Origin of the sequence: Flavobacterium anhuiense (assembly GCF_001705175.1) — a bacterium.
Lineage (GTDB): Bacteria > Bacteroidota > Bacteroidia > Flavobacteriales > Flavobacteriaceae > Flavobacterium > Flavobacterium anhuiense.
Genome location: NZ_CP016907.1, coordinates 2,867,061 through 2,892,758, shown reverse-complemented (window position 1 = coordinate 2,892,758; position 25,698 = coordinate 2,867,061). Strand labels below are relative to the sequence as shown.

The 25,698-nt window shown below is 34.0% G+C and carries 26 protein-coding genes; 12 read left to right on the top strand and 14 right to left on the bottom strand.

The features are described from left to right. Positions 1–43 precede the first annotated feature (43 nt). The 6 genes from BB050_RS12735 to BB050_RS12710 all read right to left on the bottom strand — a co-directional run bounded on the left by BB050_RS12735 (position 44) and on the right by BB050_RS12710 (position 5,902). The gene (locus tag BB050_RS12735; protein WP_008468078.1) at positions 44–388 is read right to left on the bottom strand and encodes an Hpt domain-containing protein; all 345 of its coding nucleotides are present in this window, start codon (positions 386–388) and stop codon (positions 44–46) included. Then, positions 388–999 carry a fumarylacetoacetate hydrolase family protein gene (locus tag BB050_RS12730; RefSeq protein WP_008468077.1) on the bottom strand — a complete coding sequence of 204 codons (612 nt, stop codon included), beginning with the start codon at positions 997–999 and terminating at the stop codon, positions 388–390. The genes BB050_RS12735 and BB050_RS12730 overlap by 1 nt, the downstream gene beginning before the upstream one ends. A gap of 93 nt (positions 1,000–1,092) precedes the next feature. Continuing rightward, a complete protein-coding gene (locus BB050_RS12725; protein WP_008468076.1) occupies positions 1,093–1,863 on the bottom strand; it encodes a 3'-5' exonuclease in 771 nt (256 codons plus the stop codon). A gap of 219 nt (positions 1,864–2,082) precedes the next feature. After that, positions 2,083–3,441, bottom strand: coding sequence for a dihydrolipoamide acetyltransferase family protein (locus tag BB050_RS12720; protein ID WP_066033793.1), 1,359 nt, complete (start codon positions 3,439–3,441; stop codon positions 2,083–2,085). 84 nt (positions 3,442–3,525) lie between these two features. Then, positions 3,526–4,689: a glycosyltransferase family 2 protein gene (locus tag BB050_RS12715; RefSeq protein WP_066033792.1), complete on the bottom strand. Its 1,164-nt coding sequence runs from the start codon at positions 4,687–4,689 to the stop codon at positions 3,526–3,528. 31 nt (positions 4,690–4,720) lie between these two features. Then, positions 4,721–5,902, bottom strand: coding sequence for a BamA/TamA family outer membrane protein (locus tag BB050_RS12710; RefSeq protein WP_236940334.1), 1,182 nt, complete (start codon positions 5,900–5,902; stop codon positions 4,721–4,723). A 130-nt stretch (positions 5,903–6,032) separates the two neighbouring features. On the opposite strand from BB050_RS12710, the gene BB050_RS12705 reads away from it, so the two are divergent. After that, positions 6,033–6,605 (top strand): hypothetical protein, encoded by a 573-nt coding sequence (locus BB050_RS12705; protein WP_236940333.1) that lies wholly within the window; start codon positions 6,033–6,035, stop codon positions 6,603–6,605. 276 nt (positions 6,606–6,881) lie between these two features. Here BB050_RS12705 and BB050_RS12700 read toward each other — a convergent pair whose 3' ends face one another. Next, the gene (locus BB050_RS12700; RefSeq protein WP_066033790.1) at positions 6,882–8,072 is read right to left on the bottom strand and encodes a DUF5009 domain-containing protein; all 1,191 of its coding nucleotides are present in this window, start codon (positions 8,070–8,072) and stop codon (positions 6,882–6,884) included. Between the two features lie 111 nt (positions 8,073–8,183). Between BB050_RS12700 and BB050_RS12695 the strand changes: the two genes are divergently transcribed. After that, positions 8,184–8,921: a tyrosine-protein phosphatase gene (locus tag BB050_RS12695; protein ID WP_066033789.1), complete on the top strand. Its 738-nt coding sequence runs from the start codon at positions 8,184–8,186 to the stop codon at positions 8,919–8,921. Between the two features lie 4 nt (positions 8,922–8,925). Here BB050_RS12695 and BB050_RS12690 read toward each other — a convergent pair whose 3' ends face one another. After that, positions 8,926–10,344, bottom strand: coding sequence for an undecaprenyl-phosphate glucose phosphotransferase (locus BB050_RS12690; RefSeq protein ID WP_066033788.1), 1,419 nt, complete (start codon positions 10,342–10,344; stop codon positions 8,926–8,928). A gap of 150 nt (positions 10,345–10,494) precedes the next feature. On the opposite strand from BB050_RS12690, the gene BB050_RS12685 reads away from it, so the two are divergent. From BB050_RS12685 to BB050_RS12670, 4 genes are all read left to right on the top strand, one after another. After that, complete coding sequence (locus BB050_RS12685; RefSeq protein WP_066033787.1) at positions 10,495–11,460, top strand: hypothetical protein; 966 nt, start codon at positions 10,495–10,497, stop codon at positions 11,458–11,460. Between the two features lie 90 nt (positions 11,461–11,550). After that, on the top strand, positions 11,551–13,416 hold the full coding sequence (locus tag BB050_RS12680) for an ABC-F family ATP-binding cassette domain-containing protein (RefSeq protein ID WP_008468066.1): 1,866 nt from the start codon (positions 11,551–11,553) through the stop codon (positions 13,414–13,416). A gap of 96 nt (positions 13,417–13,512) precedes the next feature. Further along, entirely contained in the window at positions 13,513–13,986 is a 474-nt protein-coding gene (locus tag BB050_RS12675) for an FKBP-type peptidyl-prolyl cis-trans isomerase (RefSeq protein WP_066033786.1), read from the top strand. A 21-nt stretch (positions 13,987–14,007) separates the two neighbouring features. Then, positions 14,008–14,787 (top strand): class I SAM-dependent methyltransferase, encoded by a 780-nt coding sequence (locus tag BB050_RS12670; protein ID WP_066033785.1) that lies wholly within the window; start codon positions 14,008–14,010, stop codon positions 14,785–14,787. Between the two features lie 56 nt (positions 14,788–14,843). Here BB050_RS12670 and BB050_RS12665 read toward each other — a convergent pair whose 3' ends face one another. Next, a complete protein-coding gene (locus BB050_RS12665; RefSeq protein WP_066033784.1) occupies positions 14,844–15,503 on the bottom strand; it encodes a DUF6565 domain-containing protein in 660 nt (219 codons plus the stop codon). 291 nt (positions 15,504–15,794) lie between these two features. Here BB050_RS12665 and BB050_RS12660 point away from each other — a divergent pair, with 291 nt between their 5' ends. The 4 genes from BB050_RS12660 to secA all read left to right on the top strand — a co-directional run bounded on the left by BB050_RS12660 (position 15,795) and on the right by secA (position 21,028). Further along, entirely contained in the window at positions 15,795–16,487 is a 693-nt protein-coding gene (locus tag BB050_RS12660) for an ABC transporter ATP-binding protein (protein WP_066033783.1), read from the top strand. A gap of 79 nt (positions 16,488–16,566) precedes the next feature. Then, complete coding sequence (locus tag BB050_RS12655) at positions 16,567–17,136, top strand: cob(I)yrinic acid a,c-diamide adenosyltransferase (RefSeq protein ID WP_066033782.1); 570 nt, start codon at positions 16,567–16,569, stop codon at positions 17,134–17,136. Between the two features lie 238 nt (positions 17,137–17,374). Next, positions 17,375–17,596 carry a DUF2795 domain-containing protein gene (locus tag BB050_RS12650; protein WP_007138072.1) on the top strand — a complete coding sequence of 74 codons (222 nt, stop codon included), beginning with the start codon at positions 17,375–17,377 and terminating at the stop codon, positions 17,594–17,596. Between the two features lie 87 nt (positions 17,597–17,683). Further along, positions 17,684–21,028, top strand: coding sequence for a preprotein translocase subunit SecA (secA, locus tag BB050_RS12645; protein WP_008468051.1), 3,345 nt, complete (start codon positions 17,684–17,686; stop codon positions 21,026–21,028). Between the two features lie 156 nt (positions 21,029–21,184). Here the strand turns inward: secA and BB050_RS12640 are convergent, their stop codons facing one another. The 5 genes from BB050_RS12640 to cysC all read right to left on the bottom strand — a co-directional run bounded on the left by BB050_RS12640 (position 21,185) and on the right by cysC (position 24,107). Next, on the bottom strand, positions 21,185–21,847 hold the full coding sequence (locus BB050_RS12640) for a TrmH family RNA methyltransferase (protein WP_008468050.1): 663 nt from the start codon (positions 21,845–21,847) through the stop codon (positions 21,185–21,187). Between the two features lie 61 nt (positions 21,848–21,908). Next, entirely contained in the window at positions 21,909–22,238 is a 330-nt protein-coding gene (locus BB050_RS22065) for a hypothetical protein (RefSeq protein ID WP_236940332.1), read from the bottom strand. Further along, positions 22,235–22,882 carry a hypothetical protein gene (locus tag BB050_RS12635; protein WP_236940331.1) on the bottom strand — a complete coding sequence of 216 codons (648 nt, stop codon included), beginning with the start codon at positions 22,880–22,882 and terminating at the stop codon, positions 22,235–22,237. Before BB050_RS12635 ends, BB050_RS22065 begins: the two co-directional genes overlap by 4 nt. A 2-nt stretch (positions 22,883–22,884) precedes the next feature. Beyond that, the gene (locus tag BB050_RS12630) at positions 22,885–23,574 is read right to left on the bottom strand and encodes an aspartyl/asparaginyl beta-hydroxylase domain-containing protein (RefSeq protein WP_066033781.1); all 690 of its coding nucleotides are present in this window, start codon (positions 23,572–23,574) and stop codon (positions 22,885–22,887) included. A gap of 5 nt (positions 23,575–23,579) precedes the next feature. Continuing rightward, positions 23,580–24,107 (bottom strand): adenylyl-sulfate kinase, encoded by a 528-nt coding sequence (cysC, locus tag BB050_RS12625; protein ID WP_066033780.1) that lies wholly within the window; start codon positions 24,105–24,107, stop codon positions 23,580–23,582. 166 nt (positions 24,108–24,273) lie between these two features. Here cysC and BB050_RS12620 point away from each other — a divergent pair, with 166 nt between their 5' ends. Beyond that, complete coding sequence (locus tag BB050_RS12620) at positions 24,274–24,975, top strand: SIR2 family NAD-dependent protein deacylase (RefSeq protein ID WP_066033779.1); 702 nt, start codon at positions 24,274–24,276, stop codon at positions 24,973–24,975. Beyond that, positions 24,972–25,664 (top strand): sterol desaturase family protein, encoded by a 693-nt coding sequence (locus BB050_RS12615; protein WP_066033778.1) that lies wholly within the window; start codon positions 24,972–24,974, stop codon positions 25,662–25,664. Before BB050_RS12620 ends, BB050_RS12615 begins: the two co-directional genes overlap by 4 nt. The last annotated feature ends 34 nt before the right edge of the window (positions 25,665–25,698 follow it).

Genomic DNA, 25,698 nt, shown 5'->3' with positions numbered 1-25,698 from the left:
TATTCCTTAATTTAAAGAAATCAGGAATAAGTCAAATTTTATATTAAAGATCAAAATCTTTTTTAATTTCTTTAATCGCTTCTTTTACCTGTACTTTAATACTTTTAAAAGTTTCGATAATATCTTTTTTCTTGCCTTCGGCTTTTGTCCATGCCTCTACCTGCAAGATTTCTTCAAAAGCGACATTTAATCCCATTAAATCTAATGTTGGCTTTATTTTGTGCGCATACGAATAGGCATATTTATGATCCTTCTTTTTAATTCCCTCTTTTATTTGTTTTAAATCTTCCGGAACTTCTGTAACAAATAAAGTTAAAATTTGATTTACAAATTCAGGATCGTTATCTGAAAGCGCATATACTTTCGAAAGGTTATACTTTAAAGCCATTATTTTACTTGTATTCTGAATAATTTTTTATCTTCTAAAAAGCCTTCTAAAACATCATTTGGTTTTACAGCCGCAACACCTGCAGGAGTTCCCGTAAAAATAATATCTCCAATTTTTAAAGTAAAAAACTGAGATACATGAGAGATTAATTCATCAATCTTCCAAAGCATCATACTCGAGTTTCCTTTTTGAACTGTTTCTGAATTGCTTCTTAATTCAAAATTAAGATTTTCCATAGAAACAAAGTCAGTTTTTGGCAAAAAATCTCCAATAACTGCTGAGCCGTCAAATGCCTTGGCTTTTTCCCACGGAAGTCCTTTTTCTTTTAATTTACTTTGTAAATCTCGAGCCGTAAAATCGATCCCGACACTTATTTCATCATAATATTTATGAGCAAATTTTGGCTCAATATATTTTCCGACTTTATTAATCTTCACGATTATTTCCACTTCATGATGAACATCTTCAGAAAATTCGGGAATAACAAATGGATGCTGTTTCAACAAAACTGCAGAATCTGGTTTCATAAAAACAACAGGCTCGCTCGGACGTTCGTTTTTTAACTCTTCAATATGATTGGCATAATTCCTGCCGACACAAACTATTTTCATCTTTTTAGTTTTCAGTCACAGTTTTCAGTCGCAGTTACCTAAATACAGAAATAGCCTTAGTCAAAACTGAAAACTGAGACTGCGACTGATAACTTATTTTGTATTTAATTTTCTTAATTTAATTGCTGTCAAAACTTTTTTGGTGTACAGCGGAAAATCAGCATTTTGAATCCAGCTGAAATATCCTGGCTCTGCTTCTAAAACTTTCTCCACCTTTGCTCCTTTATGTTTTCCAAAAGTAAAAATTTCTTCGTCATCTTTATCAAAAGCAATCATTCCTGCAAAATCGGCAATTTTCTTGCGCGTTGTAAATTCAGATAGCGATTTGATATCATTTTCCAATTCTGGATAACGATCTAACTGTGCTTTTAAAATTTCATAAGTTGCCATTGTATCAGCCTCTGCAGAGTGAGCATTATCCAAACTTTTTCCGCAATAAAACTTAAATGCAGCACTTAATGTACGCTCTTCCATTTTGTGAAAAATAGTCTGAACATCTACAGAAACTTTGTTTTTCATGTCAAAATCGACTCCTGCTCTAAGCAATTCTTCAGCTAAAAGCGGAATATCGAAACGATCTGAGTTGAATCCGCCCAAATCACTATCTTTAATCATATTATGAATGTGCGGAGCAAGTTCCGCAAAAGTTGGTTCGTTAGCTACTTTCTCATCAGTGATGCCGTGAACTGCAGTGGTTTGTGGAGGAATTGGAATTGTTGGATTAACCAGCCAGGTTTTACTTTCTTTGTTTCCGTTAGGAAAAACTTTGAATATTGAAATTTCTACGATTCTATCTTTACCGATATCAATTCCCGTTGTTTCGAGATCAAAAAAGCAAATTGGTTTGTTTAGTTTTAATTCCATTTCTAATTTTTATAAGTTTACAAATGTAATTTTTAAAGCGGAATATCTTCCTTTATTCTGGAGTTTTTTTGCCTAAAAAAGCTTTCAATTCGCGATTTTAACTTTTTCAAAATAAGCCTGCAGCGAGGCTAGGCATCTCGATTTAATTTTTTTCTTACAAAAGAAAAAATCCGACAAGTTTTTAAACCTATCGGATTTGATTCTATCTTTTAAATGATTTTAGAAATCTCTATCGACATCAAAAGCTTCCAAGTATTCTGCTACTCTTTTCACAAAACTTCCTCCCAAAGCTCCATCAACAACTCTATGATCGTAAGAGTGTGACAAGAACATTTTCTGACGGATTCCGATAAAATCTCCTTCTGGAGTTTCGATGACCGCAGGAACTTTACGAATTGCTCCAAGCGCTAGAATACCTACTTGTGGCTGATTGATAATTGGCGTTCCGAAAACACTTCCAAAAGTACCCACATTTGTTACGGTATAAGTTCCGCCTTGCGTATCGTCTGGTTTTAGTTTTCCAGCTTTTGCACGGTTTCCTAAATCGTTAACCGCTTTTGCCATTCCAACCAAATTCAACTGATCTGCATTTTTAATTACAGGAACAATTAAATTTCCGTTTGGCAATGCTGCCGCCATTCCTAAATTGATATTTTTCTTTTTAATGATATAATCTCCGTCAACCGAAATATTCATTCCAGGGAAATCTTTTAAAGCTTTCGCAACAGCTTCCATCATAATTGGAGTAAAAGTCAATTTCTCGCCTTCTCTTTTTTCGAAAGCTGCTTTTACTTTATCTCTCCATTTCACGATGTTTGTTACGTCAACTTCAATAAAAGATTGTACGTGAGCCGAAGTCTGAACCGAAGCCACCATGTAACCTGAAATCAACTTACGCATTCTGTCCATTTCAACAATTTCGTCTGCACCATTTACAGAAACCGGAACTGCTTGCTGGCTTTTTTGAACAACAGGTTCAACCGCTTTCGGAGCTTCAGTTTTTGGAATTTCAGCAACTACTTTTGGAGCTGCTTCAACTGTTTGAGGCGCTTGAACAGAACCCGATTTACGAGCCTCTACATATTTTAGAATATCTTCTTTCGTTACTCGTCCGTCTTTTCCAGAACCAGCAATATTTTCAAGTTCACTTAAAGAAAGACCTTCTTCTTTCGCAATATTTTTTACCAAAGGAGAAAAGAATTTATCTGATCCTGAAAAATCATGAGAAGTTACTGTTTCTTTAACCGATTCGATTGTTTTTTCGATTTCCACAGCTTCTGCAGGAGCAGCAATCTCTTGAACTGCGTTTACAGCTTCTGGATTCGCTGTTTCTCCGCCCTCAGTTTCAATAATAGCAATAGTCTGTCCTACTTGCACTAAATCATCTTTACCAAACAATTGCTCAACTAAAATTCCTGATACTTCGCTAGGCACTTCGCTGTCAACTTTATCTGTTGCAATTTCGAGTACGGCTTCATCAGCCTCAATTTTGTCTCCAACTTCTTTCAACCAGTTTGTAATGGTTGCTTCAGCGACACTTTCTCCCATTTTAGGAAGCTTTAATTCAAATCTTGCCATATTGTTAATCTAAAAGATGTTTTTGATTTTCAGATTGCGAAATTAATGAAAATTTTAAACATAAATTACATTTAATATAATTTTTTACTCAATTTTCACGATTTGCCCTCTGTCATTCCTTGAATTACTTCCAATAATAAAACCCGTCTTTTTGGGAAAAATTTTAAAAGTAACCTGCTTATCTTTAAGAGTTTCTATGATTTCGATACATTTTTTGAATGAAATATAGTGATTATCCAAAATGATCTCTGCCTTTTTACCCTTTAAAATTAGGCACGAATTTACCATTTTTTCTCCTTTGAAATCTAAAAAAGCAACTTTATTTTCCAAAATCGAAGCTAGTTTTTTAGCGAAATTCTCATTTTCGGAGTATAAAAAATAACTTTCTGGCAATGGGTTTTCTTTTGGTTTTCCTTGAAACATTTTAGCAATTGAAAACAAAAAAGCACCAACTTGAATAAAAACACTAAAAAGCCAAGACTTCTTAAAATGCTTCTGATAAAAGAAATTCATGGCTTCCTGAAAGCGCTTCATGTATTTTTCGTCTTTTACGGTGCTTTCTCCTTTAAAATGCAAAACGGTGGTTTCATTGAAATAATAATTTGTTTTTTGCATTTGCAAAGCGCGATACGACAAGTCAATATCATCGGCATACATAAAACAATCTTCATCAAAACCATGCAAGTCTCCATACAATTTTCTTTCTAAGAACATAAAAGCGCCAACGAGAATATCGACTTTTCCTGTTTCATTTTCATTGAGATGTTGCGCGTAATATTGATTAAAAAATCTGTTTTGGGGAAAGACTTTATACAATCCTAAGATTTTTGTGAAGGCAACCCAAGGCGTTGGAATTCCTCTTTTGCTTTCTGGCAGAAATGCTCCAGTTCCATCAATCAGTTTACAGCCGATAATTCCGAGATTATTTTGCCTTTCGGCGAAAGCCAGAATCTTTGTAAAAGTATCTTCTGCAACAATGGTGTCGGGATTTAAAATACAAACGTACTTTCCTTTCGCTTGACGAACACCTATATTATTCCCTTTTGGAAACCCAAAATTTTCTTTGTTTTCAATAAGCTTTACGTCTGGGAATTTTTGTTTCATCATCAAAACACTTCCGTCTGATGAATTATTATCTACCACGATAATTTCTGCATCGATTGTTGCAATTGCTTCCTGCACGCTTAAAAGGCATAGTTCGAGAAAGTAACGTACATTGTAATTTAAAATAACAACCGATAATTGCATGAATAATTGAATCTGTAGATTTTGGCCGAAGTTAGAAATTTTCTGATAATCCTAAGCGCAGCGACCAATCGTTTTTACTGATTCCGTAATCCAAAGCCAAATTACTGCCGTTGCGTTTATTCCATTTAATGCGAATTCCAGTTCCAACCGCGGGATTCCATTTTTTAAATTCATACGTATCAAGTTTAGAAACTGACGAAATATTCGTAAAAAAAACAGCGCCAAAAAATCCGTTTCGGCTTATATCGGTTCTGTATTCCGTTTCAAAATACATTAAAGCATTGCTTCGATATCTGTTTTTGGTAAATCCGCGGCCCGTTTTTCCTTCACGGTCCCAACCAATGCTGGGCAAATCCAGATAATGGGGTTTTCCTCCAAAAGTGGACCAAAAAAATGCTCTAGAAGCCCAAACCCGATGTTTGGTTTTACTAAAAGAATGGTATTTTCGGGCATCAAAATAGATAGACTGCCACTTGTCGCCTTCTACTCCACTGGTATTAAGCCGTAAATCGGCTTCGACATATAAACCCTGTTCTGGATTAATAATATTTTCTCTTGAGTCGTACAAACCTTGAATCGCAAATCCGAACGAAGTCTCATCAGAATAATCGCCATTCATATATTTATAATAATCGGTTTCTCCATCGATATAAGATTCTTCAGAAATATTTTTATAATTGTCAAAAAGAAAACCCACTCCCAAACGATAATTTCCGACAATCTGCCTTGTTATAAATTGATAAAAACGCCACTGTTTGTAATCGAGAGTTGACATTTCTTTATCAGAATTGTCCGCGCCCAATCCGTAAGTATCCTGCGGATAAATCATATACCGATAATCTCCAATTAGATTCCATTTATTATCACTTGTGTAAATATAGGATTGGATTGGAAATACAAATTGATTGTTGAAACTGAAATAAGGCGAAAAAGTGATCTGAGACATTTTAGTTTTTTCTGCATCTCCCAAATAAAAAGTCGTCAGAAAAGAAACTACCAGGCCATTGCTGGAATTAGCGCCGACAGGGACAGGCAACAAAGAAAAAGTTAGTTTTCGCTTTCTATCTGGCCGAATCGTATCCTGCTTATCAAAAATTTTATGAATAACATCAAGAATATCTCGAGTTCCTACGTCAGTACTATCATTTTGAGCGTGACAAAACGATCCTATTAATAGTAAAACCAAGACATATTTAACTCGTAAACTATTCACACACAATATCTTAAAAAACCATTCTTACAAATTTAAAATTTTATTAAGAATAAAATCAAAATTTTATCTGAATTAAAAAGATTTTTGAATGAAGCAAAAAAGTTATATTTGAAATGATAAACTTATAATTTTGAAAAACTTGCAAACGCTACGAATTTTTATTTTTTTACCATTAATGCTGCTTTTTGGTTTTTCTGCAAAATATCAGAAGAATGGACCAAACCTTGTAAAATCGAATAAATGGTTTATTGCTGGGCCTGCAATAGAAAGCGAAGAGGAAATAAACAAAATTAGACTAGAAAGAGGAATTGTTGCTGTTACAGCAAAAGACAATCCGAAAGGAGAAATAGAATTGAATGTCATGATTACACCTTCTGAAACCAATGACGGAGTTCCAAACCATCTTTCAGATGATTCTAAAGCGGCAGAAATTACCTATCAATCAACGCAGATAATAAAACTACAGGCAAGAGAGGGAAATGACGAAGGAACGGGTTGTGTACATGGAGGTTCACACCCAAGAGTAAGTATTCCCGCTTCACCAAAACATTTTTCTACCATAAAAATTCCTTGGTCAGATTTTAGACAAGACGAACTTCCTAACGGAAAACTTTTGAATATCCATAATATATGCAAATTCAATTTTGTCAATTATAATCCTGTTTCTGGTTCGGTTTTAAAGATTAAATCGGTTATATTTTAGTTCTTTTTGTTTCAGATTTCAGGTTTCAAGTTTTAAGTTGATGAACTTAACCGCAAAGCACGCAAGGTTTTGCTAAATATCCCACTCATTATAAACGCAAGGTTCGCAAAGCTTTTTGTAAAAAACTTTGCGAACCTTGCGTATAGCTTTGCGCTCTTTGCGGTTAAGTTCATCAACTTGAAACTTGAAACTTGAAACTTGAAACTTGAAACTTGAAACTTGAAACTTGAAACTTGAAACTTGAAACTTGAAACTTGAAACTTGAAACTTGAAACCTTAAAGATGCAGCTGAATTTTGTATTTGTTTAAAATTTTCATTACAAAAAGCATAATTATTGAAAACACCAAAGACCATAAAATTCCTGGAATTCCTTCTCTAAAATATCCTGGTATAATATGAAGGTTGAAAGCTTTACAGAAATAATAAATAACGCCTGGTAAAATATAAATCAACAATGGGTTTGCCGCTGCAGGCATAAAGAATTCGCTCCATTTGGTTTGTTTTTTAACTTCCATCAGCCAATACAGAAAATAGAACAAAGCGGTGCAAATTGCTGCAGAGAACATTGTCCAAGATGGCGTTCCTTTTATTTTTGAAATTCCGAAATATGGGCGAAGCAGAACTGCTGTTACCGTAAACAAAACAATAAAGCCAATTACCGGCCAGTTGATTTTGGAACTGATTTTTCGATCAAAAAACAATAAAGAAATTATAATTCCTGCCGAAGTCAGCGAAACATGCGTTAGATGTCCCGCTATAAAACCCAACCAAGAAGTGTTTTGAACAAAAGAGTTTTCGATTAAATTGAGAGAATTCATTACAACAGCAAAAACTAAAAACGCAATCATTGCCCACAGATTTCCTGAAACCAGCCAATAAAAAATGACGGTAAAAAGGTACGCCCAACCTATCAAACCGAGAATTCCCCACCATTTTGGCGTCATTCCGCGATCTCCAGTATCTTGCACATATATAAAGTAGAGTGCTATGAGAACCAAAATTCCTCCGTATTGCAATACGTTTTTTAGCCAAAGAGGAAAATCTTTTGGATATTTATTCCAAATCGGAATTGGCATTGAATAAGCCAAAAGTCCCCAAAATGCAGGCGTAATTATCATTTTAGCGGCATCATATCCATATTCCGCATTGACCATAAAAACACCAATTATAATAAGTGCAATGGCTCTTTTTAAAGTGTGTGTCCAGATTGTTTTTGGACTGTCTCCTTTTATGAGTCGGGCATTAAAAGCAAACGGAATAGACATTCCGACGATAAATAAAAAAGCAGGAAAAACTAAATCAACAAAAGTCATTGCATCAGCGTCTGCGGGCATGTGCTTCATCCATTGAGGCACATTTTGAATACTCGCCAATTCGTTTACAAAAATCATTACAAAAATGGTAATTCCACGCAAAGCATCAATGGAAATAATACGCTTATTAAACAAATTCTCTTTTATTTTCATAATTTTTTACTTTTTTACTAAAAATCAAATATAACATAATTCTAAAATGTCTTGTTACAAATTCTCGACTAATTTTGCGCGTTATAAAACTGATTTATACATTTTTGTTTCATGCTTTCATTCCTCAAATCGAAACCCGCATTAAAAGAACTGTTTGACGGCAGTTTTGTAGATATCCATTCTCATATCTTGCCTGGAATTGATGACGGAGCAAAAAACATGACAAAATCAATTGAATTGGTTTCGGCTTTACAAAAACTTGGAGTTTCTCAAATGGTAACAACGCCGCATATCAATCATTATGTTTGGAATAATTCTCCTGAAATTATTCAGTCTAAACTCAAAGAAACCCAAAAAACATTAGAAGAAAACAAAATTAAAATGCCCGTTCAGGCTGCAGCCGAATATTTTATTGACAGCTGGTTTGAAAATCATTTTAAAGAAGAAAAACTTCTGACTTTAAAAGACAATTATGTTTTGGTGGAAATGTCATATTTAAATGCTCCGCTAAATATTTACAAAACCATTTTTGAGATACAAGTTGCAGGTTACATTCCCGTTTTGGCACATCCTGAACGATATGTTTTTTACCACAACAGGTTTTCGGAATATGAAAAATTGAAAAATGCGGGCTGTGTTTTTCAGCTGAATCTTCTTTCTACAGTAGAATATTATGGATCGCAGATTGCTAAAACTGCCGACGATCTTTTAGCAAAAGGAATGTATAATTTTTGCGGAACCGATGTTCATCATAAAAAGCATATTGCAGCTTTTGACGATAAAATAAAAATTAAAAATATTGAGCCTTTAAAAGAAGTTATTAAGAATAATCAATTTTTTAAGTTCTAAAAACCTAATAGGCGTTTTCTTCTCCTTTAAAAATATTGATAATAGTCTTTACAATAATTTTAATGTCAAGCAGAAAACTCCAGTTTTCGATATACCAAATATCATATTCCACTCTGTTCTCCATATCGCTTAAGACTTTTGTTTCTCCTCTAAAGCCATTTACCTGCGCCCAGCCCGTAATTCCAGGTTTGGCATATTGACGCACCAAATAATTATTAATAAGATCACTGTACTCTTTAGCGAGATTAACCATATGTGGTCTTGGACCTACGACAGACATATCGCCAAGAAAGACATTAAAAAATTGTGGCAGTTCGTCTATACTCGTTTTTCGGATAAAAGCACCAAATTTGGTAATTCGGCTGTCTCCTTTTTCAGCTTGTTTTTTATGAGCCATACCATTTACATACATACTTCTAAATTTTATGCACATAAACGACCTGTTGTCTCTTCCTGATCTTTCCTGCTTAAAAAAGACAGGGCCAGGCGACTCCAGTTTTATAATGAGCATAATAATCGGGAACAGCCACGGAAATACGAGTAAAATGACTAGACTCGAAAAACAAACATCAAAAGCTTTTTTTAAAAGTCTGTTTGAAGCAAATTCTAAAGGCTCAGGACGAAACATTAAAACTGGCGTATTTTCATAAAAAGCAACTTCTACTTTGCTTGCTTTTGTATAAAGCTGAAAATCGGGAATGAATTTGATACGAATCATATTTTGCTCGCAAATTCTGGTCAATTCATTAATGATTTCGATATTGTCAATATGCAGCGCCACATACATTTCGTCAATTTTTTTATCGATAACAAACTTTTCAACGTCATCGAATCTCCCAACAATCAAATCGGAATCAACTACCTGATTATTATTTGTTTCATCAAAAAAACCCAAAAAACGATATCCGAAAGTTAAATCCTTTGCAAGCACTTTACGAATTTTTTCTCCAGATTCATTTGCTCCAACAATTATAAAAGTTTTAAAATTATATCCTTGTGCTCGAACGTACTTTAAAAGCTTCATTGAACAATATCGCGAAATCATGAGCAGTCCAAAAAATATCAGATAAAAATAAACCAATCGAAGTCTTGAAATATCAACGTATTTTAAGTAAACGACAAATATCGACACTAAAGCCGCGTGAATAGAAATCTTTTTGATTGTTCTCCATAAGATCGATTCGATTGGTTCTACCCTCACGCTTCGATTGGAATCTTTTTGGAGCAGTAAAGCAACCCATATTAAAACAGCCAAAAGCGAAATGGTTCTTTCGTCTTTAGATAAAAGTTTGTCTAAATTGCCAAATCTAGCCAATGCAGAAAGAATAGTCGCAAGATTTAATAATACAATATCAACTACTACAAACAAAAGTTTATAATAACGTGAAATTCGGTAATGTGATAATTTTTGTAAAATTTTCATTGCGGGGCTTCGTTTTATCCAAAAGAATAAAAAAGACTTTTGCACTTAAAGTGAATGCAAAATAACACTTAAATTATATTTTTTGAATACTTATTTCATTCTATTATTTAAAACTTTACTTTTATCTTATGCAGACTTAACATTGCACTCATGCTAAAAATTCTATTTTTCTTCCTGACCATCACCGCTTCAGTTTATTCTCAAATTCCTGGCTGTACAGATCCACAGGCAGAAAATTACAATGCTGCATCTGGACTAAACAACGGAAGCTGCAGCTATAAAAATCTGAAAACAAAGCCTGAGTATTCTTTTCAGTTAAGCGATTCGTTAAAAGAAACTTCTGGGTTAATTGCCTTCGAAAATCTGCTTTGGACACATAATGATGATCACGACAAAACAATTTACGGATTAGATTCTTTAGGAAAAATTAAAAAGAAAATCGTTTTGGAACAGGCAGTAAATCACGATTGGGAAGAAATCTCGCAAGACAGTGCACACATCTATATAGGAGATTTTGGAAATAATTATGCCGGAAATCGATCGGATTTGAAAATTCTTAAAATCGAAAAAAAATCTTTTATGGAAGGCAATCCTAATATTGAAACTATTTCGTTTGCCTATTCTGATCAAACTGATTTTTCTCCTTCAAAACCTAACAAAACCGATTTTGACTGCGAAGCTTTTATTGTTTCTAAAGACAGTATTTACCTATTTGCCAAACAATGGAAATCGTCCAAAACCAATATTTATGTTTTGTCGAAACAAGAAGGAACACAAATTGCAAGATTTAAGGCAACACTCGATACCAAAGGTTTGGTTACTGGCGGTACTTATTTGGAAGATAAAAAACTCATTACTTTGTGCGGCTATACCAAAGTTGGAAAACCATTTTTGTATCTGCTTTACGATTTTAAAAATCAGGATTTTTTGTCTGGAAACAAAAGACGCATCGATTTAAAACTTCCTTTTCATCAAGTAGAAGGAATTGCAACAAAAGACGGATTGCATTATTTTATTACGAATGAATCTTTGGTTCGCAAACCTGTGTTAAACAATCCGCAGCAAATTCATTATTTAGATTTAAGTTCTGCATTGGGTTCGTATCTCCATAAATAATTCGCAAATGCAAGATAATAGTTTACTTTTGCAGAAAGTTGTGATTTAGAAACATTCATAACTCATAATTTATAACTTATAATTACAAAAGTGAATTACTTATCTGTAGAAAATATTTCAAAGTCATTTGGAGAAAGAGTCCTTTTTGACAACATTTCTTTTGGAATCAACAAAGACCAAAAAATCGCTTTTATTGCAAAAAATGGTTCTGGAAAAACCACTATGATGAACATCATTAACGGAGTTGAAGAACCAGATACAGGACAAGTTGTTTTAAGAAAAGGAATCAGAATGGCCTTTCTTTCGCAAGACAATAATCTTCAGGATGAACTTACGATTGAAGAAAGTATTTTCGCCTCAGACAATGAAACTTTGAAAGTTATCGAGGCTTATGAAAAAGCTTTAGAAAATCCTTCAGACGAAGAAGCTTACCAAAAAGCTTTTGACGCGATGGATCAGCACAATGCATGGGATTTTGAAACACAATACAAACAGATTTTATTTAAATTAAAACTGGAAGATTTTAAACTTAAAGTAAAAAATCTTTCTGGAGGACAAAAAAAACGTCTTTCATTGGCTATAATTCTAATCAATCGCCCAGATTTATTGATTCTAGATGAGCCAACCAACCACTTAGATCTTGAAATGATCGAATGGCTTGAAAGTTATTTTGCCAAAGAAAATATTACGCTATTTATGGTAACGCACGACCGTTTCTTTTTGGAACGTGTTTGTAATGAAATTATCGAATTAGACAACGGAAAGTTATATCAATACAGAGGAAATTACTCTTACTATCTTCAGAAAAAAGAAGAGAGAATCACTTCTGAAAATGCCAGTATTGACAAAGCGAAAAACCTTTTTGTAAAAGAATTAGAATGGATGCGCCGCCAGCCGAAAGCGAGAACTACCAAATCTAAATCGCGTCAGGATGACTTTTACATTATTAAAGAAAAAGCACAAAGTCGACGAAAAGAAAACAAAGTTGAGCTTGAAATTAATATGGAAAGAATGGGAAGCAAAATTATCGAGCTTCATAAACTTTCTAAAAAATTCAAAGACAGAGTTATTCTGGACAATTTTAGTTTTGATTTTCAGCGTGGCGAAAGAATCGGAATTATCGGTAAAAACGGAACTGGGAAATCTACTTTCTTAAATCTGCTCACAGGAACAATTCCGCCAGACAGCGGGCGCGTTGTAAAAGGTGACACGATAAAAGTGGGTTATTATACGCAATCTGGAATTAATCCAAAACCAGGTCAGCGCGTTATCGACGTTATTAAAGAATACGGAGAATATATTCCGCTGGCAAAAGGAAAGATTATTTCGGCTTCCCAGCTTTTAGAGCGTTTTCTTTTTGATGCGAAAAAACAATACGATTATGTCGAAAAATTGAGCGGTGGCGAATTAAAACGTTTGTATTTGTGTACCGTTTTGATTCAGAATCCAAACTTTTTGATTCTAGATGAGCCAACAAACGATTTGGATATTGTAACGCTTAATGTTTTGGAAAGCTTCCTTTTAGATTATCCTGGATGTTTATTAGTGGTTTCTCACGACCGTTACTTTATGGACAAAATTGTAGATCATTTATTTGTTTTTAGAGGAAATGGAATTATCGAAAATTTCCCAGGAAATTATTCTGATTTCCGTGCTTATGAAGACAGCGCCGATGTATCTGTTGCAAAAGAAGAGACAAAAACAGAGAAAAAAGACTGGAAACAAAACAATACATCTGGAAATCTGACTTTTAACGAACAAAAAGAATATCAGAAAATCGAACGAGAGATTAAAGACTTAGAAATCGAAAAAGCCAAAATAGAACAGTTATTCTCTGACGGAAAAGTTGCTGATGCTGATATCGAGAAAAAAGCCAATGAACTTCAAAATATAATCAATAAAATAGATGCGAAAGAAGAACGCTGGTTTGAACTTTCTGCTAAACTGGAAGGATAATTAATTTTTGTTTCATGTTTCATGTTTCATGTTTCATGTTTTACCAAACTAAAAACTATTTACCTATATTTTAATTTTTAAAAAGAATATCATAAAATGAAAAAATTATTAGCCGCCCTATTTACTTTAACATTATTCATTTCTTGTGCAAACTCTGAGAAAGATACACCTGCAACTCCTCCAAAAGATTATACTCAAGAAAACGACAAAGAAATCAAAGATTATTTAACCAAAAATAATTTAACTGCAACCAAAAGTGAGTCTGGTTTATATTATATCATTAACGAACCTGGCACGGGCTTGCAGCCAACTGCTTCTTCAAAAGTAACTGTGGCATACAAAGGCTATTTCACCAATGGAAATATTTTTGACCAAAGTAATTCGAGCGGCATTACATTTCCACTTTTTGAAGTAATTAAAGGCTGGACAGAAGGAATTCCGTATTTTAAAGAAGGCGGAAGCGGAGTTCTGCTTATCCCTTCTCATTTAGCATATGGGAGTTATCCACGTCCTGGAATACCAGCCGGATCAGTTCTTATTTTTGATGTGAAATTGATTAAAGTAAATTAATATTTCATTTTAGATCTCTAAATGCTGTTTCAAATACAATCTTATTTAAAATTTCTTTGGTATTCTAAAAACGAACACGCGGTTCATTCTCCATTTGTTTTTAGTCTGCTGACAAAATGTTTTTATGACAAGAAATCTAAGCCAGAATATGCCACTCTTAAAAAGTATAGAAAAACACTTTTAGAGAATAAAAACTTTATTGAAGTGACCGATTTTGGAGCGGGTTCGAGAGTTTTCAAATCCAATAGAAGACAGATTTCTAAAATTGCGCAAACAGCTGGAATTTCACCAAAACGTGCCGAATTATTGTTTCGAGTTACCAATTACTTTAAACCAGAAAAAATCCTAGAAATAGGAACATCTTTAGGTTTAGCAACTGCGGCTTTGGCTTTAGGAAATCCAAAAGCGAAAGTGATTACGATTGAAGGCTGTCCAAACACCGCAAATGTTGCTCAGAATCAATTAACTGAATTTGATTGCCATAATGTTGAAAATGTAATTTCTGAGTTTGAATCTTTTTTGATTTCTGAGAACATTCAAGCAACAAATTACAATCTGATATATTTCGACGGAAATCATTCAAAAAAAGCAACTTTAGAATATTTTGAACTTTTATCGCCAACAATCAACAATGATTCTGTTTGGATTTTCGATGATATCCATTGGTCAGAAGACATGGAAGAAGCTTGGGAAATGATTAAAAATCATCCTCAGGTAAAAGTCACAATTGACACTTTTCAATGGGGTTTTGTGTTCTTTCGAAGGGAACAGCCGAAAGAGCATTTTATAATACGAACATAAAAAAAGACGATCATTTCTGATCGTCTTTTTCATTTTCTAATTCAAAATTTACAAATCTATTTTTTTGCTTCTTTGTTTTCTTCAGATTTAGCTCCCATTCTGTTTACAGTATACATTGGTGCAAACTTAATTTTCAAACCAGCAATTTTTCTGTTATCCTCGGCTGACAAACCTTCTTTCTCAACTGTATTTTTACGGCTATCAAGCGCTTCATACATTAATTTGATTTCATCCCAGTCTTCTCTAGAATATTTATCTTTATTATTTTCTACAGTATGAACAAACTGCTGATAAACACTATGAATATTTTGGGCATTAACCCAACTAAAATTCATATCGTCACCAATTTTTCCTGCGCCAAACAAAGCATCTCTTAACTGCTGTTTCGGACTAGGAGCTGGAGGGGCAAATTGGGCGGTCAATTCTTTTTTAAATTCTTCGTATTTAATTTTACTTGCATTTACTTTTTCAGTCGCAGCAGCATTGTCTTTAATATCTGCTAAAGCGGCTTGAGCTTCTTGAGTTCTTCTATCGTATTCAGCTTCTACGCTTTTCCAATTGTCTTTCAAATCAGCGGCAGCAACATTTTTAACAGAGTCAACATACACTACATAACTTTCTACTGTTTTCTGAGCTCTTTCTTGTTTTTCATCTTTACATGATGTTAATGCTAATACTAATACTGCAATTCCTGTAGTTATTTTTATGTTTTTCATAATCTTAGTTATTAATTAATTGATATATTCAAATTTACTTAATACCAATTCTAATAAATTACATTATTATCACATTTTTAAAATAAAAAACATTTTAAAACTATAAATCATCACAAATAATGAGAATTACGCAAAATTAAATCTGAATTATATAACCTTTTTTGTTTAAAAAAATCTATTTAATAATTATCCCAGTTTTCTTGTACGCCAAAACGATTTGTAACAAAAACCAATTATCAACTACTTATTCAAAAGTGTTTTGTACTTTTAAATCCAAAATTGTAAACTAAAATGGCTGAACCATTAATTAAAATAACCGACATCAAACGAAATTTTACTTTAGGAAATGAGATAGTTTATGTTTTAAAGGGAATAGATCTAGAAATACAAAAAGGCGAATATGTTGCTTTAATGGGACCTTCTGGATCAGGAAAATCTACATTAATGAATTTATTGGGCTGTTTAGATACGCCAACTTCGGGTCGTTATATTTTAAATGGAAAAGATGTCAGCAAAATGAAAGATGATGAATTGGCCGAAATTAGAAACAAAGAAATTGGTTTCGTTTTTCAGACCTTCAATCTTTTACCAAGAACAACTGCCTTAGATAATGTTGCCTTGCCAATGATTTATGCCGGTTACGGAAAATCTGAAAGAATGGCCCGCGCAACTGAAGTTTTAAAACAGGTTAATCTTGCCGACAGAATGGATCACCAGCCCAATCAGCTTTCTGGAGGACAGCGCCAGCGTGTTGCTGTTGCCCGCGCTTTGGTCAATAAGCCTTCTATAATTCTGGCCGATGAACCAACCGGAAACTTAGACAGTAAAACTTCTGTTGAAATTATGAAGCTTTTTGGAGATATTCATGCACAAGGAAATACTGTAATCCTAGTAACTCACGAAGAAGATATTGCTGCGTATGCTCACAGAATTATCCGTTTACGAGATGGTTTAATTGAAAGCGACACGAAAAAATCTGTTTAACCGTTTAATTGGTTAATTGCCTAATCGCAACAGAAAAACTTAGCATCTCAGCACCTCAGAACCTTAGCATCTTAAAAAAATGAAAGTATATACCAAAACAGGCGATAAAGGCACAACGGCTCTTTTTGGAGGAACTCGCGTACCAAAAGATCACATCAGAATTGACAGTTATGGAACTGTTGATGAGCTGAATTCTTATATTGGATTAATTCGCGATCAGGAAATGGATTCGCATTACAAAACCATTTTAATCGAAATCCAAGATCGCCTTTTTACGGTTGGTGCCATTTTGGCAACTCCACAAGAGAAAGAAGTTTTAAAAAACGGAAAACTTCGCCTGGAAAATCTCGGAATAATTGAATCAGATATTGAATTACTCGAAAACGAAATAGATAAAATGGACGAGAGTCTTCCTCCAATGACTCATTTTGTTTTGCCTGGCGGGCACCCTACCGTGTCACATTGTCATATAGCACGCTGTATTTGCCGTCGTGCAGAACGTTTAGCAGTGCATTTAAGTCATAATGAACACGTTCCGGAAATAGCAATACAGTACCTAAACCGACTTTCTGACTACCTTTTTGTCTTGGCACGAAAGTTGTCCTCAGACTTAAAAGCGGAGGAAGTGAAATGGATACCCAGAAAATAAATTTTCTGGAAATTCCAAATTTTTGAAATCCCAAATTCCAAGGAAAAAGTAAAAATCCAGGAATTTAAATTACATAGTAAAATTCCGAAACTAGGCGCTATAACTGCCTTTTTTGGGGTTTGGAATTTAAAAATTGGAATTTAGCAATTGACGTTCTTAAATTTTATTAAAATAAATCAAAATTTACTTGTCTTTTTCAGTAAAAAATTTATTTTTGCACAAACTAAACAGATAACAGATGTATTGGACATTAGAATTAGCATCTTATTTAAGTGATGCGCCATGGCCTGCTAACAAAGATGAACTTATTGACTACGCCATTAGAGCTGGTGCTCCATTAGAGGTAGTAGAAAACCTTCAGTCAATCGAAGATGAAGGTGAGATATATGAATCAATGGAAGAAATTTGGCCTGATTATCCAACAGACGAAGATTATCTTTGGAATGAGGATGAATATTAAAAAATAAACCAAAGGAAAAAGTCTCATCATAGAGACTTTTTTTTTGGTTCAAATACATATTATATAATAAAAGAAATACAATAAATCATGAGTTTCATAAACAGTATTATTAAAGTCTTTGTCGGCGATAAGTCGCAGAAAGATGTCAAAGCTTTACAACCTTACTTAAATAAAATTAAAACATTCGAAGCTCCATTAATGAGTCTTACAAACGACGAATTAAGAGGAAGAACCGTTTATTTTAAAGATAGAATCAAAGAAGCTAGAGCTGAAAAAGATGCTAAAATTGCTTCGCTGAAAGCCGAAGTAGAAAACATCGAAGACATCGATAAAAGAGAAGACATTTATGATGCAATAGATGCTCTTGAAAAAGAAGCTTATGAAATCTCAGAAAAAACTTTAATGGAAATTCTTCCAGAAGCTTTTTCTGTTGTAAAAGAAACGGCTCGCCGTTTTAAAGAAAACTCACACATTGAAGTTACAGCAACTCCAAAAGATCGCGAGTTTTCAGCAACAAAATCATATATCACTATTGATGGTGATAAAGCTATTTGGGCTAACAAATGGAATGCTGCCGGAAAAGACATCACTTGGGACATGATTCACTACGATGTTCAGTTAATTGGCGGTATGGTATTGCACGAAGGTAAAGTTGCCGAAATGCAAACGGGAGAAGGTAAAACTTTGGTAGCTACTCTTCCACTTTACTTAAATGCTTTGACAGGAAACGGAGTTCATTTAGTAACGGTGAACGACTACTTAGCGAAACGTGATAGCACATGGAAAGCTCCTTTATTCGAGTTCCACGGTTTATCTGTTGACTGTATCGACAATCACCAACCAAGTACAGAAGCTAGAAAAAAAGCTTACGATGCGGATATTACTTACGGAACCAACAACGAATTTGGTTTTGACTACCTAAGAGATAACATGGCGCACTCGCCTAGCGATTTAGTGCAGAGAAAACACAATTTTGCCATTGTCGACGAGGTTGACTCTGTATTAATTGATGATGCTAGAACACCTCTTATCATTTCTGGACCGGTTCCTCAAGGAGATCGCCATGAATTCAACGAATTGAAACCAAAAATCGAAAACTTAGTTGCACAACAACGTCAGTTAGCAAATGGTTTCTTAGCTGAAGCTAAAAAATTAATCAAAGAAGGTAATACAAAAGATGGAGGTTTTCAATTATTGAGAGCTTACAGAAGTTTACCTAAAAATAAGGCATTAATTAAATTTTTAAGTGAAGAAGGAATTAAACAATTGCTTCAAAAAACTGAAAATCAATATATGCAAGATAACAATCGTGAAATGCACAAAGTTGACGAAGCTTTGTATTTTGTGATTGAAGAAAAAAACAATCAAGTTGAATTGACAGACAACGGTATCAAATACCTTTCTGGAGATACTGATGCGGATTTCTTCGTTTTACCAGATATCGGAACAGAAATCGCTGCTATTGAAAAACAAAAATTAGATAAAGACGCGGAAGCTGAAGCCAAAGAAAGATTATTCCAAGATTTTGGTGTAAAAAGCGAACGTATCCATACTCTTACTCAGCTTTTAAAAGCATATGCTTTATTCGAAAAAGATGTAGAGTACGTTATCATGGACAATAAAATTATGATTGTCGATGAGCAGACAGGTCGTATCATGGACGGACGTCGTTATTCAGACGGTCTTCACCAAGCGATCGAAGCAAAAGAAAACGTAAAAATCGAAGCTGCAACTCAAACTTTTGCAACAGTTACATTACAGAACTATTTCAGAATGTACAGCAAATTAGCAGGTATGACTGGTACTGCTGTTACAGAAGCTGGTGAGTTATGGCAAATCTATAAATTGGATGTTGTTGAAATTCCGACAAACCGTCCGATTGCAAGACAAGATAAAGAAGATTACATTTACAAAACTACACGCGAAAAATTCAACGCTGTAATTGAGGATGTTACTGAATTATCAAAAGCAGGAAGACCAGTATTGATTGGAACAACTTCTGTAGAGATTTCGGAGTTATTAAGCCGTATGCTTAAAATGAGAGGAATCCAACACAACGTATTGAACGCTAAAATGCACAAGCAAGAGGCACAAATCGTTGAAGAAGCTGGTAAAGCTGGGGTTGTAACAATTGCAACAAACATGGCCGGTCGTGGTACTGATATTAAATTATCTCCAGAAGTAAAAGCTGCGGGAGGTTTAGCAATCGTTGGTACAGAGCGTCACGATTCTCGTCGTGTAGACAGACAGTTGCGCGGTCGTTCTGGCCGTCAAGGAGATCCAGGAAGTTCTCAATTTTATGTCTCTCTTGAAGATAACTTAATGCGTTTATTCGGTTCTGAAAGAGTTGCGAAAGTAATGGACAGAATGGGATTAAAAGAGGGTGAAGTTATTCAGCATTCCATGATGACTAAATCTATCGAACGTGCTCAGAAAAAAGTAGAAGAAAACAACTTTGGAGTTCGTAAACGTTTATTAGAATATGATGACGTAATGAACTCTCAACGTGAAGTAGTTTACAAACGTCGTCGTCACGCATTGTTTGGTGAGCGTTTGAAACTGGATATCGCGAATATGCTTTATGACACTTGCGAATTAATCGTAAGCAACAATAAAGTGGCGAATGACTTCAAAGGATTTGAATTTGATTTAATTCGTTATTTCGGAATTACATCTCCGATTTCAGAAGCTGAATTTGCAAAATTAAATGATATTGAAGTTACTGGAAAAGTTTACAAAGAAGCCTTAGCATTCTATACAGAAAAAACTGAAAGAAGCGCAAGAGAAGCTTTCCCAATCATTAAAGGAGTTTATGAAGAGCCAAACAATCATTTCGAAAGAATTGTAGTTCCATTTACAGACGGAATCAAAACTTTGAATGTGGTAACAGACTTGAAAAAAGCTTATGACAGCGAAGGAGCTCAATTGATTGCTGATTTTGAGAAAAACATCACACTTTCTATTGTTGATGAGGCTTGGAAAAAACACTTACGCAAAATGGACGAATTGAAACAATCTGTTCAATTGGCGGTTCACGAGCAAAAAGATCCATTGCTTATCTACAAATTAGAAGCTTTCAACTTGTTTAGAGGAATGTTGGATAACGTTAATAAAGAAGTAATTTCATTCTTATTTAAAGGTGACTTACCTGCTCAAAACGCTCCTGAAATTCACGAAGCAAGAGAGGTAGCTCGTCCAAAAGAAAACTTACAGCTAAGCAAAGACGAAATTCCAAACAGCGAAAGCTTAAACCGTGAAGCTGGAGAAACACAACAGCGTCAGGTTACTGAAACTATCGTTAGAGATATGCCAAAAATCAACCGAAATGATACTGTAACAGTTCAGGAAGTGGCAACTGGTAAAACAGAAACAATGAAGTACAAAAAAGCTGAGGCTTTAATCGCTGCTGGAACTTGGGTTTTGATTAACTAAATATTTTTTTAGTATTCAGTCGCAGTCTTAGTTTACAGACTGATACTTTAAATCCCATAAAAAAGACCGATAGTTTAAACTATCGGTCTTTTCTTTTTATTTATTTATCTAAATTTCTAGTTTATACTTCGAACTGTGACTGAGACTGACTGCGACTTATCTAGGATTATCTTGATAATAACGCTCTTCAATTCGTTTTATATCGCGTATCGAATTTTTGGCCCAATCCAAACGTTTTGCTAAAATTTCTTCATCAGTTAATTTCCAATTAATATCAGATCTTCTAAGTCTATTGGTCAAGCTTTGAATAATAATCGCAGCCGATACAGAAATATTCAAACTTTCTGTAAAACCTACCATTGGTATTTTTAAGAAACCATCGGCGTTATCCATAATTTCTTTTGATAATCCTTCTTTTTCTGTTCCAAAGAATAAAGCGCTTGGTTTTGAGATATCAAAATCTTCAAGCATACAGTCTTTTTCATGTGGAGTTGTGGCAATAATCTGGTATCCTTTGCTTCTTAAATCTGAAAGACATCCTGAAACCGAATCAAACCGGTTAATGTCAACCCATTTTTGCGCACCTAAAGCAATTTCTTTATCGATTCTTTTTCCAAAGCGCTGTTCAATTACATTTAATTCCTGAATTCCAAAAACTTCACAGCTTCGCATTACCGCACTTGTATTATGCATCTGATAAACATCTTCTACTGCAACTGTAAAATGTTTTGTTCTATTTTCTAGTACTTTTAAAAAATTAGCTTTTCTATTTTCAGTTAATATGTTTTCTAAGAATGCGAGATAATCTAAATCAATCATTTTTATTTAAGTTTGGCGCAAAAATACATAAATAAAAGAAAAAGAAGCTTCGTCCAAATTTTCAACGTGCCAAATCTTCAATGAAATTGGCATTCAGCTTTTCGTGAAGCAGATTAACTTCATTCAAATTAATAGACAAAATATCGTCTTTGTAAGAATCTCCAATAAAAACAGTATTTTCATTTTTAGAATGTTTTTTAAGTCGTTCCAACATGCCATTTAATTCAATTTCGGAAAATTTGACATTTATGAAAGCTATAAATCTTTCTACGACATTTTTCATTCCATCATTATAATTTAGCAGTATCACATTGCTGTCTTTTTCATAAAAATGGAGAAAACCTTGAAAATATTTTTCTAAAACCAAAGCTTGATACTGCTGAAAACTCACCTCTTGAACTTCTTTAGAAGTAATTCCAAAAACAAAACACTCGACGGAATTAAATTTGGAATCATATGCATACCCGCCATCTTTTGGTGCGACCTTAAAACTTCTCCTGGATTTCGATACAGTAATGCAAAAGGAATTTTAGGGAAAACCGATCGCAAATAAGAAGCCTCAAAAATGCTCCATGCGTCTAGTTTTATAATAAGATTTTTTTGTTCAGGAGATCGTTTCTGTCCAAGCAATCTGATAACCGATTTAAGCAAAACCGATTTGGTATCGGCGTCAAAAGCGTCGCTTCTTAAAATCTGATCGACAATTGGAGCTTCAGACACCACAATGTTTTCAGACGAAGTCGCTAAGCACTGACTTAACATAGTAGAGCCACATCTTGATATATGAAAAACAAATCCTTTTAATGGTACAAATTCGAGTTCGTTAGACCATTCAATTAGATTTTCTGCTGTACTTATTAATTTAAACAGTTTTGAATTATAGTTGTGGCTTCTACATTTCGCAATTGTTTCTTCAAAAAAAGGATCTGCAAAAGGAATGTCGGAAAAATAAATCCATTCAAAATAGACTTCATTTTCTTTTTCAATCAATTTAATCGGAATCCAATTTGAGATAAGATGCTGTATACTTTCCATTTTTATGGGTTCATTTGTGATTGAAGTTCGGCAATAATCTTAGCATTGGTTTCAGATGGATTTCTAGAAAGCTCTGCAATAATCTGCTGCTTTACCTCATCTGAATATTGTTTCTTATATACGAAATTCACATCAAAACCTATTTTAGAAAACAATTCATCAGACCAATCATTTCTTATGCAATCCAAAGTCAAATGAATTCTAGGTTCTGAACTCTTATTCTGAACACTGTGTGGCAATTGAAAATTGGCATACCAGCACTCCCCCATTTTCATTGGAACTAGTTTTTTGTCTACATAAAAATAAACTTCAGAATTGGTTACAATAGGAACATGAATTCTAAAAAAACCGTCTTCGTACGACGTATCATTGTCAACATGCTCTTTTATCTCACTATTAGGACCGAGCCTTAGTAATCTCACCGCTTCTTTTTCGCATTCAAACCAATCCATTATTTCTTTAAAATACGGACAGCTATCCAATAAAGGCGTATTTTTATATTCTTTATCTGCAAAAGAAAGTATGTCGGTTTCCAAACCAGATTGCGACCGCAAAGAAACACTTGTCCATTTTCCTTCGTAACGATTCGTATTAAAATGCGGCGTCCATAAATTGGTTTCACAAGTCAATAAATCATTTTGTAATTTTTCTATCGAAAAAGAAACAGGAAGCTGGCACGAAGAAGGATTCATAAACCTTAATTTTTTAAATTACTAATTATAAAATTGTAGAGTTTATCGGTAGAAACCGAAACCGTTTCTGTATCTGTTTTTAAGACCAAATCTGCTTTTTCTGGAGTTTCATAAACATCACTTATTCCTGTAAAACTTCTAATTTTATTTTGATCATGATCTGGTAATAAAGCCCTTTTGTACAATCCTTTTGGATCTCTTTCAATCAAATTGCTAATCGAACAATCCAGAAATACTGTTTTTACAAATTCAAAAGCTCTTAATTCACTTCTAACATTTTCATACGGATTTATAACCGACATCAAAACGATTTTATTTTCCTCGATTAAACTTCGGCCAACCTTAAAAAGACGTCGTACATTTTCGCATCGGTCTTCTTTAGAAAATCCCAAATCTTTACAGATTGTCTGCCGATAAACATCGCCATCTACGATTTCAGCTTCGTAATTATTCTGAAGCAGCAGATGCCTGACATTTTCTGCCAAAGTCGTTTTTCCTGAACCAGAAAGCCCTGTAAATTGAATTAAAATCATTTAGAAACGCTTTTTTCAAATAGAACATTAAAATTAAATAATTCAGAAAGAGAGACAAAGCGTATAAACCCCCATTCTTTTATCCCAAAAAGTATAGTTTCTCCTCGCTATTTACTAAACATTTGAATAAAGAAATCACTATTTTTATCTTTTAATATAACTACGAATGAAAAAGAAACTGGTTGTTTTAACAGGAGCAGGAATTAGCGCTGAAAGCGGCATTAAAACTTTTCGCGACAGTGATGGTTTATGGGAAGGACATGATGTGATGGAAGTTGCCACTCCAGAAGGTTGGTATAAAAATCAAGAGTTGGTTCTAGATTTCTACAATAAAAGACGCCAACAGTTAAAAGAAGTAAATCCGAATTTGGGTCATATCATTTTGGCTGAATTGGAAAAAGACTTTGACGTACAGATTATCACTCAAAATGTTGACGATCTTCATGAACGCGCAGGAAGCACAAATGTTTTGCACTTGCATGGCGAACTGCTAAAAGTGCGAAGCACTCAAAATAAAAACCTGATTTTAGATTGGACTGAAGATTTGCAAACTGGAGATTTGGATGCGAACGGACATCAATTGCGCCCGCACATTGTTTGGTTTGGTGAAGAAGTTCCTGCACTCGAAGAAGCTATTGATATTACAGAAACCGCAGATTATTTTGCTGTAATCGGGACTTCTCTGCAAGTTTATCCTGCCGCTGGATTAATTTCTTATACGCCAAGCACAACTCCTGTTTTTTATATTGATCCGAAACCTATTTCGATTCCGAATCTTAAAAATAAAGTTGAAACCATTGCCAAATTTGCTTCTGAAGGAGTTGCCGATTTAAGGGAGAAATTATTGAATTTAGAAAAAACAACATGATTTTTGAAAGTTGGTTACAGCAATTATTTCCGTTTAATCTATTCTGCCTCTTTGTTTTCTTTTTAATTGAAAACTCTGCGCTGGTTGTTTTATCGGTTTTAATTGGAAAGATGCTAGAACCCGAAAACACTTTTTTAAAGAATAAAGATCGAAAATGGGTGCTTTCTACGCTGCTTTGCAACACATTCATCACTTTAATCGGTTTTGAATTGTATCGCTACGGAATTATGAAAGTAGATTTTTCAGCCTCTATTAAACTTATCATTTTCGATACTCTTTTATTGATTCTTCTGATGGATCTTTTCATGTTCATTTTTCATTTTCTGGTTCATCATTTAAAATGGCTTTACCCAATTCATAAATTGCATCACACGCATGTAGAAACTAATGTTTATAGTTTATATGTTCTTCATCCGATAGAAACTTTGGGTTTTGGCTTTATATGGCTGTTTTTAATTACGATTTTGAAGTTTAATTATTTGAGCATCATTATTTATCTCGTTTTAAATCTGTCTTATGGAATATTCGGGCATTTAAAAAAAGACATATTTCCATCTTTTTGGTACAGCAATTCCTTTACAAAATGGATTTCGACTACTAAATTCCATAACGATCATCATAAAAATGAGTCTCAAAATTACGGTTTTTACTTTACCATTTGGGATAAAATTTTCAAAACCATGATTTAAGCTCAAATATAGCTTTCAGAAGTTTTAACAATAC

Bases quoted from the DNA above. Each gene is read 5' to 3' on its own strand.
- BB050_RS12735 (WP_008468078.1), bottom strand. From the start codon at position 388: ATGGCTTTAAAGTATAACCTTTCGAAAGTATATGCGCTTTCAGATAAC.
- BB050_RS12730 (WP_008468077.1), bottom strand. From the start codon at position 999: ATGAAAATAGTTTGTGTCGGCAGGAATTATGCCAATCATATTGAAGAG.
- BB050_RS12725 (WP_008468076.1), bottom strand. From the start codon at position 1,863: ATGGAATTAAAACTAAACAAACCAATTTGCTTTTTTGATCTCGAAACA.
- BB050_RS12720 (WP_066033793.1), bottom strand. From the start codon at position 3,441: ATGGCAAGATTTGAATTAAAGCTTCCTAAAATGGGAGAAAGTGTCGCT.
- BB050_RS12715 (WP_066033792.1), bottom strand. From the start codon at position 4,689: ATGCAATTATCGGTTGTTATTTTAAATTACAATGTACGTTACTTTCTC.
- BB050_RS12700 (WP_066033790.1), bottom strand. From the start codon at position 8,072: ATGAAAATAAAAGAGAATTTGTTTAATAAGCGTATTATTTCCATTGAT.
- BB050_RS12695 (WP_066033789.1), top strand. From the start codon at position 8,184: ATGCTTTCATTCCTCAAATCGAAACCCGCATTAAAAGAACTGTTTGAC.
- BB050_RS12690 (WP_066033788.1), bottom strand. From the start codon at position 10,344: ATGAAAATTTTACAAAAATTATCACATTACCGAATTTCACGTTATTAT.
- BB050_RS12685 (WP_066033787.1), top strand. From the start codon at position 10,495: ATGCTAAAAATTCTATTTTTCTTCCTGACCATCACCGCTTCAGTTTAT.
- BB050_RS12675 (WP_066033786.1), top strand. From the start codon at position 13,513: ATGAAAAAATTATTAGCCGCCCTATTTACTTTAACATTATTCATTTCT.
- BB050_RS12670 (WP_066033785.1), top strand. From the start codon at position 14,008: ATGCTGTTTCAAATACAATCTTATTTAAAATTTCTTTGGTATTCTAAA.
- BB050_RS12665 (WP_066033784.1), bottom strand. From the start codon at position 15,503: ATGAAAAACATAAAAATAACTACAGGAATTGCAGTATTAGTATTAGCA.
- BB050_RS12660 (WP_066033783.1), top strand. From the start codon at position 15,795: ATGGCTGAACCATTAATTAAAATAACCGACATCAAACGAAATTTTACT.
- BB050_RS12655 (WP_066033782.1), top strand. From the start codon at position 16,567: ATGAAAGTATATACCAAAACAGGCGATAAAGGCACAACGGCTCTTTTT.
- BB050_RS12650 (WP_007138072.1), top strand. From the start codon at position 17,375: ATGTATTGGACATTAGAATTAGCATCTTATTTAAGTGATGCGCCATGG.
- secA (WP_008468051.1), top strand. From the start codon at position 17,684: ATGAGTTTCATAAACAGTATTATTAAAGTCTTTGTCGGCGATAAGTCG.
- BB050_RS12640 (WP_008468050.1), bottom strand. From the start codon at position 21,847: ATGATTGATTTAGATTATCTCGCATTCTTAGAAAACATATTAACTGAA.
- BB050_RS12635 (WP_236940331.1), bottom strand. From the start codon at position 22,882: ATGGAAAGTATACAGCATCTTATCTCAAATTGGATTCCGATTAAATTG.
- BB050_RS12630 (WP_066033781.1), bottom strand. From the start codon at position 23,574: ATGAATCCTTCTTCGTGCCAGCTTCCTGTTTCTTTTTCGATAGAAAAA.
- cysC (WP_066033780.1), bottom strand. From the start codon at position 24,107: ATGATTTTAATTCAATTTACAGGGCTTTCTGGTTCAGGAAAAACGACT.
- BB050_RS12620 (WP_066033779.1), top strand. From the start codon at position 24,274: ATGAAAAAGAAACTGGTTGTTTTAACAGGAGCAGGAATTAGCGCTGAA.
- BB050_RS12615 (WP_066033778.1), top strand. From the start codon at position 24,972: ATGATTTTTGAAAGTTGGTTACAGCAATTATTTCCGTTTAATCTATTC.